Raw genomic sequence first — 18,028 nt, 5'->3', positions numbered from 1 at the left:
GACGCCATCGCGAGCAGGCTCGCTCCCACAGGTTTTATATTGTCCTTACCACAAGCTACACCGAAAAATCCCGGACCAGCCGCCAGGCCTCATCCACCGGCAGCGGTTGTTTCATGCGCTGGGCCAGCGCCGCCATGGCCCGGCCTTCATCACAGGCCACGACGGCGGCAACGAGACCGTCCTTGCCGAGCAGAGCGATGAACGGGGGATGCTCAGGCGTGCCCTTGAATTGCACCTCGTCCCATTCCTCGGCATGACCGAGGTAGTCGTAGCGTTTGCCGAAGTGGTACGTCCAGAAGAACGGCACATCCAGGTAGTGTTCCTCGCCGCCGAGCATGTTCGTCGCGGCGATGCGTGCCTGTTGCTGGGCCAGGCGCCAATGTTCGATGCGCCGGGGTTGGCCGTTGAGGGGAAAGGTGGCGATATCGCCAACGGCCCAGACGCCATCGGCCACGCGCATGCCGTCGTCAGCGATCAATGACTGATCTTTTTCCCGTGGCAGATCGGCGAACGGCTCGGTCGCCGGGCGCACGCCGACACCGATGATGACCAGGTCCGCCGCGAAACGCTGACCGTTATCCAGCACCACGGCTTCGACTTTTTCCGCACCTTCGATCCGCGCCGCTTCGCCCTCGCTGTGATACACCACGCCATTGGCCCGGTGTCGGGCCAGGATCGCCTTGCCGATGCTGTCGCCAAACTGCGCGGCGAACGGGACCGGGTGGCGGGCCAGGACGGTCACACTCAGTTCACGTTTGCGCAGGGACGAGGCGACTTCCATGGCGATGAAGCTGTCGCCGATGATCAACGCTCGCTGCCCCGGCTGGGCGCGGTCGAGGATCTGCCGGGTATCGGCCAAAGAGCGCAAAGTGAACACATTGGGCAAGTCGAGGCCCGGCATGTCTGGCGTCCTGGGTACTCCACCGGTGGCGATGAGCAGTGCGTCATAGTCCAGGCGTTGACCGTCGGCGAGATGAATCTGGCGCGCGCTGATGTCGAGCCCGGCCACTTCGCCGTTGCGCCTTTCGATGCGTTGCCGGGTGAAGTAGGTTTCATCGCGCAAGGGCGGCGTCTTTTCCGCGGCCATGTCGCCGGCCAACACGTATTTGCTCAATACGGTGCGGTCATAACCGGCCTCGGCTTCGCGGTCGATCATCTGGATCCGGCCACCGAAACCCTTCTCGCGCAGCGCCGCCGCGCAAGCCGTGCCGGCCGCTCCGGCGCCGACGATGACAAAGGTGCGCGGGTCATCGGCGGGAGCAATTTTTTCGGCTGGCAGTGGTTGCTCATCGACCCATACCTCATCGCCCCGCAGCTCGACGTGATAACGCAGCAGGCTGTCGAGGGCCGGCGGCTCGCACAGGGCGCCGTCTTCGGCACGGAACGCGGCTTTGTGCCACGGGCAAATCAGCCTGCCGTGGCATACCGCGCCCTCGGCCAGCGGCGCTCCTGCATGCGGGCATTTGCCTTGGAAGGCCCGGACTTGTCCGCCAGCCCGCAGCAGCAGGATGGGCGTTTTGTTGAGGGTCACTTCGAGGCCACGGTCCTCTCGCACGTCAGCGAGGCGGGCGACTTGATGCATGGGCATGGTCGTTCTCCGACAGGCGTTTCCTGTTCGAGTCAGGGGAGTGCAACGAGGTTCAGCATAATTGTCACTGCAACCGGGCCGGCGCTGCGGCTATAGTTCGCAGGCCGTCCATGGCCTGAATCGAATTAAGGTGCCCGGTATGACTCGATTGACCTCCCTTTCCTCCTGGCTCGCGGCCGTCACCCTCGTGCTGTGCGCGCAAGGGGTTGTCCAGGCCGAAGAGCGTTTTACCCTGAGCATTCCCGGGGTGTCGGACGACCGCCTCTTCACTGCCGCCGCCGCGAGCGACGCGAACACCTGTGGCGGCAAGAATATTTCTCCGGCGCTGAGCTGGAACGCCGGCCCGCCTGGCACCCTCAGTTATGCCATTGTCATGCTCGATCCCGACGGCCAGCGCGGGCAGGGCGTCGATCACTGGGTCCATTACGGGATCAAGGCCAGCACCCGACAGATCCCGGCGGGCGCGGGCACCAAATCCACCCTGGAAGGCATGAGCGGCATCAACAGCAAGAACACTCACGGCTACATCGGTCCGTGCCCACCCGTTGGCGACAGCGCTCATCACTACCTGATCCAGATATTTGCCCTGGACCTGCCACCCGACGTATTGCCCGCCGGCCTCACACGCGCCCAGTTGATGGAAAAACTCAAAGGCCACGTACTGCGCAACAGCAGCGTGGTACGCCGCTACCACCGCTGACCGGCTGCCGGGCCGTGGCGAGGGAGCTAGCTCCCGCTGGGCTGCGCGGCAGCCCCAATCGTCACGTAAGTTGGCATCGCGCGGCAAAAACGAGCACTATCGGCGCCTGTTCACTCATACCGGAGGATGGCGATGACGCAGAAAACCGACGGCATCGCCCGCCTCAAGAACTGCCCCACCAAGGGCGACGAAATACGCCGGGCCATCGCCCAGAGCCGCAAGGATTTTCTGCCTGCTGACGAGGCCGTAGACGCCGAGCCAGGCCAACCGCCGACGCAGCCCGTGGGCAAAGGTCCCGCTGCCTGATCCGACGCCGTCTTCCAACCATTTCTCAAAACATGCCTATGACTGCCACCCATCATTTGCCAGGCGCGCGGTTCAGCCGCTCCGACTACAAGACCCTGGGCCTCGCCGCCCTCGGCGGCGCGCTGGAAATCTACGACTTCATCATTTTCGTTTTTTTCGCCCTGACCCTCAGCCAACTGTTCTTTCCGCCGGAAATGCCCGAGTGGCTGCGCTTGCTGCAGAGCTTCGGGATTTTTGCCACCGGCTATCTGGCGCGTCCCCTGGGCGGGATACTCATGGCGCACTTTGCCGACCGGCTGGGGCGCAAACGGGTGTTCAGCCTGAGCATCCTGATGATGGCGTTGCCGTGTCTGCTCATCGGCGTGATGCCGACCTACGCGCAAATCGGCTATTTCGCCCCGTTGCTGTTGTTGGCGCTGCGCATCCTGCAAGGCGCGGCGGTGGGCGGGGAGGTGCCGAGCGCCTGGGTGTTCGTTGCCGAACACGCGCCACTGCGGCATCGCGGCTATGCCTTGGGTTTTCTCCAGGCGGGCCTCACCTTCGGCTACTTGCTCGGCGCGTTGACCGCCACGGCACTGGCGCGGATCTTCACCCCGACCGAAATCCTCGACTACGCGTGGCGCTTGCCGTTTCTGCTGGGTGGGGTATTTGGCGTGATCGGCGTCTGGCTGCGGCGCTGGCTGAGCGAAACGCCGATCTTCATGGCCCTGCAAGCCAATCGCGAAGGCGCGGCCGAACTGCCGCTGCGCACGGTGCTGCGTGACCATCGGCATGCCTTGCTACCCGCCGCCATTCTGACCTGCGTACTGACTTCCGCCGTGGTGGTCTTTGTAGTCATCACCCCCACAGTGATGCAGAAAAGCTTCGGCCTGAGCCCCAGCCACACGTTTGCCCTGAGCAGCCTCGGCATCGTTTTCCTGAACATCGGCTGCGTCCTGGCCGGCCTCATCGTCGACCGCATCGGCGCCTGGCGCACCGTCATGCTCTACAGCCTGCTGTTGCCGCTGGGCATCGCCGTGCTCTACGCCAGCCTGATCAGCGGCAGCGACTGGCTGGGCCTGGCCTACGCCGTGGCCGGCCTGGGTTGCGGCGTGGTCGGTGCGGTGCCTTCGGTGATGGTCAGCTTGTTCCCGCCAAAGATTCGCGTGTCGGGCATTTCCTTCACCTACAACATTGCCTATGCGCTATGGGCCAGCATGACGCCGTTGGTTTTGATCGCGCTGGTGCCGTGGAGCCCTTGGGTGTGCGTGGTGTACTGCGTGGTGATGGGAGCGGTGGGAGTAGGAGCGGCGGCTTATTTTCCGGGAAGACACGCAAAGATCCTGCGACCCTCGTTGGCCTGTGAATCCTGATCTTGCGCTGCACAGAAGGAAAATTTTCTGATCGTTAACCCGAACCATTGATCTCTTGCGTCTGACCTTGTGAACGGATCATCCACTCACGAGGTTCAGCCCATGTCCCGTCCGCTTTCGTATATACGTCCTGCCACCCAGGGCTTTGCCGTCACCCTGTTGGTGGCTTTGGCCGGTTGTGGGATGTCTTCGTCCCGTGAGGCTGCCAAGTCGGCGGAACCGGTGGCGGCGGCGCCCATCGTCGCGCCGCAAGGGGAGATCGCCTACGTGCGCCAGCCTGTGGCCAAGCGCATGACTGCCCCGGCATCGATGGTTGCGCCGATGGGTGATGTTGTCGCCAATGATTACCGCAGCGAGCCGCGCGAACAGTACGAGAAGCTACCGGAAAATCCTGTCCACAGCGTCGCCGAGACGCCGGTCTCGACCTTCAGCGTGGATGTCGATACCGGCAGCTATGCCAACGTAAGACGTTTCCTCAACCAGGGCAGCCTGCCGCCCGAGGGCGCTGTGCGGTTGGAGGAAATGGTCAACTACTTTCCTTACCACTACGCGTTGCCCACCGATGGTTCGCCCTTTGGCGTGACCACCGAAATCGCTCCATCACCCTGGAACCCTCACACCCGTTTGTTACGCGTTGGCATCAGGGCGTCTGACCGCGCCGTCTCAGACCTGGCCCCGGCCAACCTGGTGTTTCTGGTGGATGTGTCCGGCTCCATGAACCGTCGCGAAGGCTTGCCGCTGGTCAAGAGCACGCTGAAATTGCTGGTGGACCAATTGCGCGATCAGGACCGGGTGTCCCTGGTGGTCTATGCCGGTGAGTCGCGGGTGGTGCTCAAGCCCACCTCGGGTAGCGACAAGGTGAAGATCCGCAACGCCATCGATCAACTGAACGCCGGTGGATCGACCGCCGGTGCCTCGGGCATCGAACTGGCCTACCAGATGGCTCGGGAAAGTTTTATCGACAAAGGCATCAACCGCATCCTGCTGGCCACCGATGGTGACTTCAACGTCGGCATCAGTGATTTCGACAGCCTCAAGCAGATGGCCGTGGATCAGCGCAAAAGCGGCGTCTCCCTGACGACACTGGGCTTCGGTGTGGATAACTACAACGAACACCTGATGGAGCAACTGGCTGACGCCGGTGACGGTAACTACGCGTACATCGACAACCTGCTCGAAGCGCGCAAGGTCCTGGTGGACCAGCTCAGCTCCACCCTGGCGGTGGTAGCGCGAGACGTGAAGTTGCAGGTGGAGTTCAACCCCGCCCAGGTCAGCGAATATCGACTGCTGGGTTATGAGAACCGGGCGTTGAAACGTGAGGATTTCAGCAACGACAAGGTCGACGCAGGCGAGATCGGCGCTGGGCATACAGTGACCGCGCTGTATGAAATTGTCCCGAAAGGAGAGAAGGGCTGGTTGGAGCCGCTGCGTTATGGGAGCGCGCCCAAGTCGGACGGCAAGTCCGGCGAACTGGCGATGTTGCGCGTACGCTACAAGCCGGCCGAAGGCGGTAGCAGTCGGTTGATCGAACATCCTATTGCCGTCTCACTGCGCAATGACAAGCCCAGCGATGACCTGCGCTTCTCCGCCGCCGTGGCGGCCTTCGCCCAACAGCTCAAGGGCGATGGACGCTACACTGGGCAGATGACCTTGAAGGATACCGCTCAGTTGGCGCGCTCGGCGCGCGGTGACGATCCGTTCGGGCTGCGTGCCGAGTTCGTGCAGCTGGTGGAGCTGGCCCAGAGCCTCGAACCTGCGGCCAAACGCTGACCCCGGCCACAATGAGGATCAAATGCGGGAGCGAGCTTGCTCGCTCCCACAGGGTTCCCATGTCGTCGCCAGGACTGTGTTGCAATGACAAAGGAGTTCGTCATCGAAATGCCCGCTGCGCTTGATTCTCCCAGCGACGAATCGCTGCTGGCCCGCTATCGCGAAGGCGACGGGGCTTGTTTCGAAGCCCTGTACGCCCGCCATCGGCAAGGGCTTTATCGTTTTCTCGTGTCCTTGAGCAACAAGGCCGAACTGGCCGAGGAAATTTTCCAGGACACCTGGCTCAGCCTGATCCGCAGCACCAGCCAGCCACAAGGCCGGGCGAGTTTCCGTACATGGTTGTTCCAGATTGCCCGTAACCGCTTGATCGACCACTGGCGCAAGCACGGCGTCCACAACCCGCTGCACGACAGTTACGACGAGCAGCTTCATGTCCAGCCCGACGACACCGGCAACCCTGAGCAACAGTTGAGCCTGAGTCGCGACCAGGCTCGTCTGGACGCCGCATTGCAGGCCTTGCCCGAGGATCAGCGGGAAGTCTTCCTGCTGCGCCTGCACGGCGACCTTGAACTGCCACAGATCGCCGCCTTGACCGGCGCCCCGCTGGAAACGGTCAAGAGCCGCTTGCGTTACGCCCAACAGAAACTGCATCGCCTGTTGGCCGAGGAGGTACCCGCATGATCGACCCCAAACAGACGCAGGATGCCATCGACGAAACGCTGGTCGAACACTTCCGCCAACACGCCAGCGGCGAGCCGTCACCTTCCATGGACGCCTTTATCCTGGCCACCGCGCGCCGGGAAGCCTCGACGCCTGCGCCGAGCTTGTGGCAGCGCTGGTTGCAGGCTTGTCAGCGACCCCGTTGGCAAATGGCATTCGCCACCGTTGCCGGTGTGGCGCTGATGATCGGCCTGGTGCTGCGTACTCCGACCTCCGAAGAGCAACTGTCCTCACCCGCCGCCTCGATGGGGTTTTCCGCCGATCGGCAACATCCTTCGGTTGCCGCTGCCCCGCCACCGACCATGCCCGCCCCCGCACCGATCACTCGCATGGCGCCCCAGGGCGAACTGGCCCGAGCGCCGGCCAGCCCGATACAAGCGTTGGCGGATAAGCCCGCGGCGAAAATGAGCAAAGCCGCGCCCGCCGCAGTGCCAACACTTGAGCAGGAGCTGCAGGAAGTCTTGCGATTGCGCGAGGCGGGTGACAGCAAGGCGGCTGATGAGAAGCTGCTGGCGTTGCACAAGCGTTTTCCCAGAGAAGACTTGCCGGCGCGGTTGGAAATATTGCGCAAGCGATGACCGAGTGCCGGTGGCGAGGGAGCTTGCTCCCGCTGGGCTGCACAGCAGCCCCAAACCAACCCGGTCCAGGCGTTATTTGTCTGAGTCGGTTGAGGACAGCGCCACAAAAAAAGCCCCAATCCGTAAGGACTGGGGCTTTTGATTTTTCATGTCTGGTGCACCAGGCGGGATTCGAACCCACGACCCCTGCCTTCGGAGGGCAGTACTCTATCCAGCTGAGCTACTGGTGCAATGCGGGCGCCATGATACTCATAAGCATGGCGGGCGTCCATGCTGCTGATTTGCCGTTTGTTTTCGCCTCGCTCGGCGGCTGTTGGCTACGCTGATCAGAAAAAACAGGCAAATACGGCTTTTTCGTTCTTTTTTTCGAACAGCCTATTGTCCTCCAACCCCATCGGCCCTAGGATTCGTTTGAGATTTCAAACGCTCTTGTCTGGGTGCTGAACCGCACGTCTGTGCTTATGTGCGTTATTTCTGTGCTTCAGCCCGGTGGATGATTTCCCTGACGGCAGCCCATGAGGCGCCTTTCTACAACTCTAATTCGCTCCGCGTGCGCGCGGTGCTGTTAAGGAAAGCCGACATGCAGCTTAAAGACACCCAGTTGTTCCGCCAGCAAGCCTTTATCGATGGCGCTTGGGTCGATGCGGACAATGGTCAGACGATCAAGGTCACCAACCCGGCGACGGGCGAAGTATTGGGCACAGTGCCAAAGATGGGCGCTGCCGAAACCCGTCGCGCGATCGAAGCCGCCGACAAGGCGCTGCCGGCCTGGCGTGCGTTGACCGCCAAGGAACGCGCCAACAAGCTGCGTCGCTGGTATGAATTGCTGATCGAAAACCAGGACGACCTCGGTCGCCTGATGACCCTGGAGCAGGGCAAGCCGCTGGCCGAAGCCAAGGGCGAAATCGTCTACGCCGCCTCCTTTATCGAATGGTTCGCCGAAGAAGCCAAGCGCATCTACGGTGATGTGATTCCCGGCCACCAGCCGGACAAGCGCCTGATCGTGATCAAGCAACCGATCGGTGTGACCGCCGCCATCACGCCGTGGAACTTCCCCGCCGCGATGATCACCCGCAAGGCCGGCCCGGCCTTGGCTGCCGGTTGCACCATGGTCATCAAGCCGGCTTCGCAGACGCCGTTCTCGGCCTTGGCCCTGGTTGAGCTGGCGCACCGTGCCGGCATCCCGCAAGGCGTGTTGAGCGTAGTCACCGGCAGTGCCGGCGACATCGGTGGCGAGCTGACCAGCAACCCGATCGTGCGCAAGCTGTCCTTCACCGGTTCGACCGAGATCGGTCGCCAGTTGATGGCCGAATGCGCCAAGGACATCAAGAAGGTTTCCCTGGAACTGGGCGGCAACGCGCCCTTCATCGTGTTCGACGACGCGGACCTGGATAAGGCCGTCGAAGGCGCGATCATTTCCAAGTACCGCAACAACGGGCAGACCTGCGTCTGCGCCAACCGCCTGTACGTCCAGGATTCGGTGTACGACGCCTTCGCCGAGAAACTCAAGGCCGCGGTAGCCAAGCTCAAGATCGGCAACGGTCTGGAAGACGGCATCACTACCGGCCCGTTGATCGACGAAAAAGCGGTTGCCAAGGTACAGGAACATATCGCCGATGCGGTCAGCAAGGGTGCGACCGTGCTGTCGGGCGGCAAGCCGATGGAAGGCAATTTCTTCGAGCCGACCATCCTGACCAACGTGCCGAAGAATGCCGCCGTGGCGAAGGAAGAAACCTTCGGCCCGCTGGCGCCGCTGTTCCGCTTCAAAGACGAAGCCGAAGTGATCGCGATGTCCAACGACACCGAGTTCGGCCTGGCTTCGTACTTCTATGCCCGCGACCTGGGCCGTGTGTTCCGGGTGGCCGAAGCCCTCGAATACGGTATGGTTGGCGTCAACACCGGTTTGATCTCCAACGAAGTTGCGCCGTTCGGCGGCATCAAGGCTTCGGGCCTGGGCCGTGAAGGCTCCAAGTACGGCATCGAGGATTACCTGGAAATCAAATACCTCTGCCTGGGTATCTGATCCGCGGCAAGCGCAAAGGGCACGAGAGCGCTGTCCCTTTGCGCGTTTCACCCGTTCTGTTTCTTGTGGCCGGAACGCTGCGGCAGTCGATCATCGCATGCTGTCGCAGTTGCCTCCCCGCCATGTATTCCTTGAGCCACGCCGACCGATGAGCGGCGAATGAGGACTGTAATGAGCAAGACTAACGCTGACTTGATGGCCCGCCGTACCGCCGCTGTTCCCCGCGGTGTCGGCCAGATTCACCCGATTTTTGCCGAATCGGCGAAGAACGCCACGGTTACCGACGTTGAAGGTCGTGAATTCATCGACTTCGCCGGTGGTATCGCCGTACTGAACACTGGCCACGTGCACCCGAAGATCATCGCTGCCGTCACCGAACAGCTGAACAAGCTGACTCACACCTGCTTTCAGGTCCTGGCCTACGAGCCGTACGTGGAGCTGTGCGAAAAAATCAACGCCAAGGTACCGGGTGATTTCGCCAAGAAAACCCTGCTGGTGACCACCGGTTCCGAAGCGGTGGAAAATGCCGTGAAGATCGCCCGCGCCGCCACTGGCCGTGCCGGTGTGATCGCGTTCACTGGTGCGTACCACGGTCGTACCATGATGACTCTGGGCCTGACCGGTAAGGTCGTGCCGTACTCGGCCGGCATGGGCCTGATGCCTGGGGGCATTTTCCGTGCGCTGTACCCGAACGAGCTGCATGGCGTGAGCGTCGACGACTCCATCGCCAGCATCGAGCGCATCTTCAAGAACGACGCCGAGCCACGCGACATCGCCGCCATCATCATCGAGCCGGTCCAGGGCGAGGGTGGTTTCTACGTGGCACCGAAAGCCTTCATGCAGCGCCTGCGCGCCCTGTGCGACCAGCACGGCATCCTGCTGATTGCCGACGAAGTGCAGACCGGCGCCGGGCGTACCGGTACGTTCTTCGCCATGGAGCAGATGGGCGTCGCCGCCGACCTGACCACCTTCGCCAAATCCATTGCTGGCGGTTTCCCGCTGGCCGGAGTGTGCGGCAAGGCCGAATACATGGATGCCATCGCACCGGGCGGCCTCGGCGGCACCTACGCTGGCAGCCCGATTGCCTGCGCCGCTGCGCTGGCGGTGATGGACGTGTTCGAAGAAGAACACCTGCTGGATCGCTGCAAGGCCGTGGGCGAGCGCCTGGTGACTGGCCTCAAGGCTATCCAGAAGAAATACCCGGTCATTGGTGAAGTCCGTGCCCTGGGCGCGATGATCGCTGTGGAGCTGTTCGAAGATGGCGACACCCACAAGCCGAACGCTGCCGCCGTTGCGCAAGTGGTGGCCAAGGCGCGCGACAAGGGGCTGATCCTGTTGTCCTGCGGCACCTATGGCAACGTCTTGCGGGTGCTGGTGCCGCTGACTTCGCCGGATGAGCAACTGGACAAAGGCCTGGCAATCATCGAAGAGTGTTTCTCCGAGCTCTGATATTACGAGCTCCGATATTCACCAGCTCTGAGCTGTGCGCTGATCCACAAAAAACCCGCTTCGGCGGGTTTTTTCATGTTCGGCTACAGGTCCGCGGTGGTTTCGACCTGTCTGGAATGGCCGTTATTGTCTAAGGTGCATGTATTGCAAGGGAGCGATGCGGCATGACTGCTGTGGTTTTACCCGCTGTACCGCGTGTGTTGATTGCCGAGGCCGATCCGGCGTCCAGGGAGCTGCTTGAACAGGTGCTGTCCGGAGTGCGTTGCGATGCGCGGATAGACACTTGTGGCGAGGGACGGCAGGCCTTGGAGCTGCTGGCGCATAATTCTTACGACCTGGTGATCGCTGATTGGGAATTGCCGGGTGTCGATGGCCTGAGTATCTTGCGCAGCTTGCGCCAACAGCACCGCATGCCCGTGTTGCCGTTCATCCTGGTGAGCCGGCGCAACGACAGCGCCAGCGTGCGCGAGGTCTTGCCCCTGGCGCCGACGGCCTATCTGACCAAGCCCTTGAACCGGGAAAACCTGACCCAGCGTCTGCAGGGGTTACTTCTCAATAGCGAGGACACATCCAACGCCGCGCCAATTCCAGGACCGGGCCTTACATTGGCGACGTTCCTGGAGCGGCGACGGGACATGGCCGAAGGCGCGCCGTTGATGACCGATGTGCAGGTCGCGATCAAACGCAGTCTCAATCCTGGTGGACTGGATCTGAAACTGCTGGAAGAAGAGCTCCGTACTGACCCGCAGATCACTGCCGTGCTGATTGCCGCGGCCAACAGCGCCGCGCAACATCAGGGCGGCGGTCCGGTGCAGACCGTGGCCCAGGCGCTGCATCAACTGGGCACCGGGCAAAGCATGAACCTGATCCTGGGCTTGACCCTCAAGCGCTGTGCCCGGTTGAACGTGCCTTGGCTGGCGGACTATGCCGAACGTTATTGGGAGTTGTCGCTGCACACCGCCGAGTACGCCCGGACGATGGCGCGCATGCTTGATCTGGAACAGGAGCGCTGTTATTGCGCCGGCCTGTTGCATCGCTTGGGCGACCTGGCGCTGCTGCGCTGCATGGAAGAATGGAAGCAGGCTGGCGGCGAGTTGGACGAGCCGGAGGAAATCGGCGATTCGCTCGAACAGTTCGGTGCCGGTTTTGGCTCGGCGCTGCGTACCCGCTGGCGTTTGCCGCTGGAGCTGCGCGAGTTGATCGCGGCGGTCTACGGTCTCGGTGGCGGGGTGTATTCCCGCGAGGCGCTGGTGATGAACATGGCGGCGCAGATGGCTCATTTACCCGCGCACGAAGGGCTTGAAGAACTGGCCCGAGGACGCACGGCGCGCTTGCTGAAGATCGGGCTGCCGGAGTTGATGCGGTTGCGCCGCCAGTAAAACCACCACTGAGCCCTGTGGGAGCGAGCCTGCTCGCGAAAGCAGTGTGTCAGTAACGGATAAGTCGACTGACACACCGTATTCGCGAGCAGGCTCGCTCCTACAGTTGATTGATGGTGAGACACTCAAGCCGCGATAATGCGGTTCTTGCCCTGGCGCTTGGCCTCGTACATCGCCGCGTCAGCACGGGCGAACAGGTTGTCCAGGGTCTGGTCTTCGGCGCTGATACCGGTCAGGCCCTGACTGACGGTGATGCCGAAGTTATGCTCCCCGCAGCGAAACGCCAGGCGCTGGATTTCCCGCTGCAAGCGCTCGGCGACCTGCAATGCCATGTCCGGGGCACAGCCAGGAAAAACAGCGGCAAACTCTTCACCACCGATCCGACCGAAGAGGTCACCGCGCCTGAGCACGCTCCGCCCGCTCTCGGCGATCTTTTGCAGTACCGTATCGCCTTCCTGGTGGCCATAAGTGTCGTTGATCAGTTTGAAGTCATCGATGTCCAGCAACAGGAATGCCATCGGCGTGCCTTGCAGCCTTGCCTGCTCGAATTCCCTATGGGCACACTCGAAGAAATGACGGCGGTTGCTGCTCTGGGTGAGCACGTCGGTGGTCGCCAGTCGCTGCAGTTCGCTTTCGAGCAGCTTCTTTTCGGTAATGTCTTCGGCGATGCCGACCACAATCACCGGTTGGCCCGGATCGGCCTGACGGTTGATGAAACATTTGTCGCTGAGCCAGCGGATCTGGCCGTCGGCGGCGATGATGCGGTATTCCCGATCCTCCACGGCACCTTTGACCAATACTTCGGCCAGGCTGCGCTCGGCGTAATCCAGATCGTCCGGGTAGATTGCGTCACGCCATTCGTTGTAGTCAGCCAGCACGAGGCCGGCGGGGCGGCCGAAAATCCGCTCGTAGGCGGGGCTGACATACAGCACTTGCCGGGTTTCCCAATTGAATGCCCACAGCACCGCGTTGACGCTGACCAGCAACGAACTGAACAACTGCTCCCGTTCGCTTAAACGCGCCACTTCGCCTTGGGCGTGCATCAGCGCCATGAGTGTCTGGGCCGCTTCGGGCCAATGTGGCTGGGATGAATCCTGTAGGTTCTTGTCGACCATCGGCACAAATCTCAAGGGACGTGCATTGCTATGGATTTGCACGCGCTCACTCCAAAGCCCGCCAGGATGGCGAAGTGCTCTTGAGATAGGGGATTGTGGGCGAAGTTCCTTTTCAGGCGACGAAGGGCGGGAGCTTTCGTTCGAACATATGGGATGGACTTATGGCGAGGGAGCTTGCTCCCGCTCGGCTGCGAAGCAGGCGTGAGCCGGCGGGAACGGTGGGCCTGATGGTCCGGTTTCGGCGGGTTCTGGGGCCGCTTTGCGGCCCAGCGGGAGCAAGCTCCCTCGCCACAAGGGGTCAGGCGGTGGCCGGCCGCAAGGAATAAGTCTTGAGCTGATCGGCGAAGTCGCGCAGTGACTGGATGCCGCTGGCCTCGGCTTCGTGGACCCATTCCTTGATGGCCGCGAGCATGTCATGGCCGTTGCTGCTGGTCTTGACCCAGATCTGCTGCAAGGCCAGGCGTTTTTCGTAGATCACTTTCAACGCCTGGCTGTGCTCCAGCATGTTCTGGATGCGCACATGATGGCGTTCGTCGAGCAGGCTGGTTTCACGCGACAACAGACGCTTGGCCCGATGAAACTGGTGGCGGACCGAATGATCGACCTTTTCCAGTTCCTGCTTGACCAGGGGCGCGATGACCAGCCTGCGGTACTGGGCCATGATCTGGAAACGGTTGTTGAGGATAGCCATGGCGGTGTCCATGTCCAGGTGGCCCTTGCCTTCGACCCGGTGGGCGATCGGCGCGACCCGCTGGACTTTGGCCAGGCGCAGGAAACTGAACACTTTGATCCAGGCCCAGCCCAGGTCGAATTCCCATTTGCGCACCGACAGCTTGGCCGAGTTGGGGTAGGTGTGGTGGTTGTTGTGCAGTTCTTCGCCACCAATGAGGATGCCCCAAGGGACAAGGTTGGTGGCCGCGTCACGGCATTCGAAATTGCGGTAGCCAACGGCATGTCCCAGGCCATTGACCACGCCAGCGGCCCAGACCGGAATCCACATCATCTGGATGGCCCAGATAGTGATGCCGATAGTGCCGAACAGCAGCAGGTCGATGACGCCCATGATCGCCACGCCCAGTAAAGGGAAACGGCTGTACAGGTTGCGCTCGATCCAGTCCTCGGGGCAGTTCTTGCCGTAGATGCGCAAGGTTTCCGGGTTTTCCGCTTCCGCGCGGTACAGCTCGGCGCCCTTGCGCAGCACGGTGGACAGGCCTTTGATCACCGGGCTGTGGGGGTCGTCCTCGGTTTCGCATTTGGCGTGGTGCTTGCGGTGGATAGCGGTCCACTCGCGGGTATTCTGCGCCGTGGTCAGCCACAGCCAGAAACGGAAGAAATGTTTGAGGCCGCCGTTGAGTTCCAGGGAACGGTGAGCCGAATACCGGTGCAGGTAGACCGTTACGCTGATGATCGTCACGTGAGTCATCAACAGGGTGACTGCCACCAGCGACCAGGCCGACAAGCCAAGAAAACCTTCGTACCACATAGGCTGTAGGGCCCTCGATAAAGATGAAAACTGCCGTTGCATTATCCCTGGCCCCGGCGATAAAACCAGTCGGCCTTTCAGATAAGAGTGGCAGAATGTTTCTTCCTCTATAATCCCTCCACATTACAGGGACATGGATGACCGCATGACCGTCTATCACCGCGCTGCCATGCGTGGGGCACTGCTTTATCTGGTGTTGTCAATCGCCTGGTTGCAGCTGGCTGGTTATTTATTGAGCAGTTTCTTCGATGATTCCGCCGATCGGCTGCTTTGGCAACTGATCAACGGTTACGCCTGGGTACTCTTCAGTGCCGGATTGATTTTCATCGCACGGGTGCGCATAGCACGCTTTTTCGAGAAGGCCGAAGGCAATGTCGACCGTGAACGGTTACGCCAGGCGGCTGCGGTGTTCGACTGCACCCGCGAAGGGGTCCTGGTCACGGACCGCCATGGCTTGATCGTGCATGTGAACCGGGCCTTCATGGCAATCACCGGGTATGCCAGCGACGAGGTGTTAGGCCGGCAACCGAATCTGTTCAAGTCCGGCCGGCATGGCCCGGTTTTCTATCGGGAAATGTTTGCAGCACTGTCCAGCCGTGGCGAATGGAGTGGTGAGATCTGGAACCGCCGCAAGAGCGGTGAGATCTATCCGCAGTGGCAGACCATCCGCGCCGTGGTCGATGACACTGGCGAAGTCAGCCAATACGTCGCGGTGTTTTCCGATATCAGCGCGATCAAGGACTCGGAGCATGAGTTGGCGCACCTGGCCCATCATGATCCGCTGACCGGCCTGCCCAATCGCCTGCTGTTTTCCGATCGCGCCGAGCAGGCGGTGGCTTCGGCGCAACTGCACAAGCGTGGGTGCGCGTTGCTGCTGCTGGACCTGGATCATTTCAAGAATATCAATGACAGCCTCGGGCACAACGTCGGTGACGAGCTGCTCAAAGGCGTTGCCGAACGCTTTCTCGGGCTGTTTGCGCCCGGTATCACCCTGGCGCGGCTAGGCGGTGACGAATTCGCGGTGCTGGTGGAAAACTGCTCGCAGCCGGGTCAGGCCGCGGCTTTGGCCCGGCGTATCCTCGATGCCTTGAAAACACCCTTGCAGCTCGGCGAACAATCGCTGTTTATCAATGCCAGCATTGGCATCAGCCTGTTTCCCGGTGACGCTCTCAGCGCCGGACAACTGCTGCGCAACGCCGACTCTGCACTGTTCAAGGCCAAGAACTGCGGGCGTGATGGCTACGCCCTATACACCGAGGAGCTCACCGCTCACGCTCAGCAAAGGGTCGAGGTCGCCTTCGAACTGCGTCGCGCGCTCCAGCGGCACGAGTTACGGATTCATTACCAACCGGTGCACGACCTGGCCACCAGCCGCCTGGTCGGCGTCGAGGCGCTGGTGCGCTGGGAACACCCCGTGCGCGGGCTGGTTTCGCCGGCCGAGTTCATTCCCGTCGCCGAGCGCACGGGTTTGATCGCCCAGATCGATGCCTGGGTGATGGACCAGGCCTGTCGGCAAATGTGCCTTTGGCAGCAGGCCGGTGTGGTTTTGTCATTCGTCGCGGTCAACGTCTCCAGCCGTTTGTTTGCCCGCCGCGAATTGTATGAGCAGGTCGCCCGCGTACTTCACGACACGGGCCTCGATCCGGCCTTCCTGGAGCTGGAGGTGACCGAAAGTGCGGTCATGGATGATCCGGAGGTGGCGCTGGAACAAATGCACCGTCTGCGGGAGTTGGGCGTGCGGCTGGCCATCGATGATTTCGGCACCGGTTATTCGTCGCTGCTGCGGCTCAAGCGGCTGCCCGTGCAGAAGCTCAAGATCGACCAGGGTTTTGTCGCCGGGCTGCCCTGGGATGAAGACGACGCGGCGATCGTCCGGGTAATCATTGTCCTGGCCCGCAGCATGGGCATGCAGGTGCACGCTGAAGGTATCGAGCAGCGAGAGCAGGCGGCATTCCTGCTTGAGCAGGCTTGTGAACTGGGGCAGGGCTACTGGTTTGGCCGACCGGTTGTGGCGCAACAGTTGGATTGGGATCGGGCGCCGACGATTGCCTGACAGCCTGATTGCTATTTGGTTATATAAAAATTCTTAAATAGTCTTTTTAAGAATATCCGCACTTATCTAATATTGCTCCCACGCCGCAAGCAGTGCCGCCCACTGCCAGGCATTCATTCAAGGAGCAGCAGCATGAGCGCATCCCTACGTAGCGTTGACGGCCAGGACGAAGCAACCATCTTGCGCGAGATCCAGAGTGCATTGCGTGACCTGCGCTTTGGCGCGGTGGAGATCACCGTGCATAACGCCCAAGTGGTCCAGATCGAGCGCAAGGAAAAATTCCGCTTGCAACAACCGAGTCATAAGCCGGGTTGAAGGATCACAGCCTGCGCCAGTCCCTGCCGGGGGGCTTGATGCAGGAGCTGCCGCAGGCTGCGATTGCTGTTACCGGACAACCGATTTCCAGAAGCCATAAGAACCAGAATTCCAGGAGCTTTCACCATGTCGTTGATTCGCCGTTATGCCTTGGCCGCCCTGGCCAGCGCTGTTTTTGCAGGTTCCGCGGTTGCCAAGGACTACGAGTTGCTCAACGTGTCCTACGACCCGACCCGCGAGCTGTATCAGGAATACAACGCCGAATTCGCCAGCTTCTGGAAAAAAGCCCATCCGGACGATACCGTGAAAATCCAGCAGTCCCATGGTGGTTCGGGCAAGCAAGGCCGAGCAGTAATTGACGGCCTGCGTGCCGACGTCGTGACCCTGGCCCTGGCCGGCGACATCGACGAAATCGCCAAATTGGGCAAGTCGCTGCCTGCGGACTGGCAAAAACGCCTGCCGGATGCCAGCACGCCTTACACCTCGACCATTGTGTTCCTGGTGCGCAAGGGCAATCCGAAGGGCATCAAGGACTGGGGCGACCTGATCAAGGATGACGTCTCGGTCATCACGCCAAACCCGAAGACCTCCGGCGGTGCCCGCTGGAATTTCCTCGCCGCCTGGGCCTACGGCCTGAAAGCCAACGGTGGCGACGAAGCCAAGGCCAAGGAATACGTGCAGGCGCTGTTCAAGCACGTGCCGATCCTCGACACCGGTGCCCGTGGCTCGACCATCACGTTCGTTAACAACGGTCAGGGAGACGTGTTGCTGGCCTGGGAAAACGAAGCGTTCCTGGCCCTGAAAGAGGACGGCGGCGCGGACAAGTTCGACATCGTCGTACCGTCCCTATCGATCCTCGCCGAACCGCCGGTGGCGGTGGTGGACAAGAATGCCGAGAAAAAGGGTAATGCCGAGATCGCCGAAGCGTACCTCAAGCACCTGTACAGCCCGGCCGGCCAGGAAATCGCGGCGAAAAACTTTTATCGTCCGCGTGACAAGGACGTGGCCGCCAAGTACGCCCGGCAGTTCCCGAAACTGGAGCTGGTGACCATCGACAAGGACTTCGGCGGCTGGAAAACCGCACAGCCGAAATTCTTCAATGATGGCGGTGTGTTCGACCAGATCTATCAGGCGCAGTAAGCTGCAATAGAGCGCGATTCATGTGGGAGGGGGGGGGGGGCGAAGGCGGTTGCACAG

General features: G+C 61.5%; 15 protein-coding genes and 1 tRNA gene. 12 read left to right on the top strand and 4 right to left on the bottom strand.

The features are described from left to right. Positions 1-55: 55 nt before the first annotated feature. Positions 56-1,588, bottom strand: a complete 1,533-nt coding sequence (locus ACE04F_RS22890; protein WP_486110038.1) for an FAD-dependent oxidoreductase — start codon at positions 1,586-1,588, stop codon at positions 56-58. 139 nt (positions 1,589-1,727) lie between these two features. Between ACE04F_RS22890 and ACE04F_RS22885 the strand changes: the two genes are divergently transcribed. The 6 genes from ACE04F_RS22885 (at position 1,728) to ACE04F_RS22860 (ending at position 7,014) form a co-directional block, all read left to right on the top strand. Further along, positions 1,728-2,288: a YbhB/YbcL family Raf kinase inhibitor-like protein gene (locus ACE04F_RS22885; protein ID WP_486110037.1), complete on the top strand. Its 561-nt coding sequence runs from the start codon at positions 1,728-1,730 to the stop codon at positions 2,286-2,288. A 132-nt stretch (positions 2,289-2,420) separates the two neighbouring features. Next, a complete protein-coding gene (locus ACE04F_RS22880; RefSeq protein WP_486110036.1) occupies positions 2,421-2,594 on the top strand; it encodes a hypothetical protein in 174 nt (57 codons plus the stop codon). A 38-nt stretch (positions 2,595-2,632) separates the two neighbouring features. Next, the gene (locus ACE04F_RS22875) at positions 2,633-3,946 is read left to right on the top strand and encodes an MFS transporter (protein WP_486110035.1); all 1,314 of its coding nucleotides are present in this window, start codon (positions 2,633-2,635) and stop codon (positions 3,944-3,946) included. Positions 3,947-4,048: 102 nt separating this feature from the next. Then, positions 4,049-5,716 (top strand): vWA domain-containing protein, encoded by a 1,668-nt coding sequence (locus ACE04F_RS22870; protein WP_486110034.1) that lies wholly within the window; start codon positions 4,049-4,051, stop codon positions 5,714-5,716. Positions 5,717-5,824: 108 nt separating this feature from the next. After that, positions 5,825-6,397, top strand: a complete 573-nt coding sequence (locus ACE04F_RS22865) for an RNA polymerase sigma factor (RefSeq protein ID WP_486110044.1) — start codon at positions 5,825-5,827, stop codon at positions 6,395-6,397. Next, the gene (locus ACE04F_RS22860; protein WP_486110033.1) at positions 6,394-7,014 is read left to right on the top strand and encodes a hypothetical protein; all 621 of its coding nucleotides are present in this window, start codon (positions 6,394-6,396) and stop codon (positions 7,012-7,014) included. Before ACE04F_RS22865 ends, ACE04F_RS22860 begins: the two co-directional genes overlap by 4 nt. A gap of 153 nt (positions 7,015-7,167) precedes the next feature. On the opposite strand, the gene ACE04F_RS22855 is transcribed toward ACE04F_RS22860, so the two are convergent. Then, a tRNA-Arg gene (locus tag ACE04F_RS22855) sits at positions 7,168-7,244 on the bottom strand. A gap of 350 nt (positions 7,245-7,594) precedes the next feature. Between ACE04F_RS22855 and gabD the strand changes: the two genes are divergently transcribed. From gabD to ACE04F_RS22840, 3 genes are all read left to right on the top strand, one after another. Continuing rightward, complete coding sequence (gene gabD, locus ACE04F_RS22850; RefSeq protein WP_434570497.1) at positions 7,595-9,037, top strand: NADP-dependent succinate-semialdehyde dehydrogenase; 1,443 nt, start codon at positions 7,595-7,597, stop codon at positions 9,035-9,037. Positions 9,038-9,208: 171 nt separating this feature from the next. After that, positions 9,209-10,486, top strand: a complete 1,278-nt coding sequence (gabT, locus tag ACE04F_RS22845; protein ID WP_434570495.1) for a 4-aminobutyrate--2-oxoglutarate transaminase — start codon at positions 9,209-9,211, stop codon at positions 10,484-10,486. Positions 10,487-10,650: 164 nt separating this feature from the next. Continuing rightward, positions 10,651-11,865, top strand: a complete 1,215-nt coding sequence (locus tag ACE04F_RS22840) for an HDOD domain-containing protein (protein WP_486110032.1) — start codon at positions 10,651-10,653, stop codon at positions 11,863-11,865. A 125-nt stretch (positions 11,866-11,990) separates the two neighbouring features. Here the strand turns inward: ACE04F_RS22840 and ACE04F_RS22835 are convergent, their stop codons facing one another. Next, the gene (locus ACE04F_RS22835; protein ID WP_434570491.1) at positions 11,991-12,980 is read right to left on the bottom strand and encodes a GGDEF domain-containing protein; all 990 of its coding nucleotides are present in this window, start codon (positions 12,978-12,980) and stop codon (positions 11,991-11,993) included. Positions 12,981-13,278: 298 nt separating this feature from the next. Continuing rightward, entirely contained in the window at positions 13,279-14,463 is a 1,185-nt protein-coding gene (gene desA / locus ACE04F_RS22830; protein ID WP_486110031.1) for a delta-9 fatty acid desaturase DesA, read from the bottom strand. A gap of 145 nt (positions 14,464-14,608) precedes the next feature. Here desA and dibA point away from each other — a divergent pair, with 145 nt between their 5' ends. From dibA to ACE04F_RS22815, 3 genes are all read left to right on the top strand, one after another. Then, positions 14,609-16,516, top strand: a complete 1,908-nt coding sequence (gene dibA / locus ACE04F_RS22825) for a phosphodiesterase DibA (RefSeq protein ID WP_486110030.1) — start codon at positions 14,609-14,611, stop codon at positions 16,514-16,516. A gap of 132 nt (positions 16,517-16,648) precedes the next feature. Then, entirely contained in the window at positions 16,649-16,831 is a 183-nt protein-coding gene (gene oscA, locus ACE04F_RS22820; RefSeq protein ID WP_042732574.1) for a sulfur starvation response protein OscA, read from the top strand. 126 nt (positions 16,832-16,957) lie between these two features. After that, positions 16,958-17,971 carry a sulfate ABC transporter substrate-binding protein gene (locus tag ACE04F_RS22815; RefSeq protein ID WP_486110029.1) on the top strand — a complete coding sequence of 338 codons (1,014 nt, stop codon included), beginning with the start codon at positions 16,958-16,960 and terminating at the stop codon, positions 17,969-17,971. Positions 17,972-18,028: the final 57 nt, after the last annotated feature.

The organism is Pseudomonas sp. AGC41, assembly GCF_057334555.1.
Note: the sequence above shows the minus strand (reverse complement) of the source record. Positions and strands in the feature narration are given on the sequence as shown.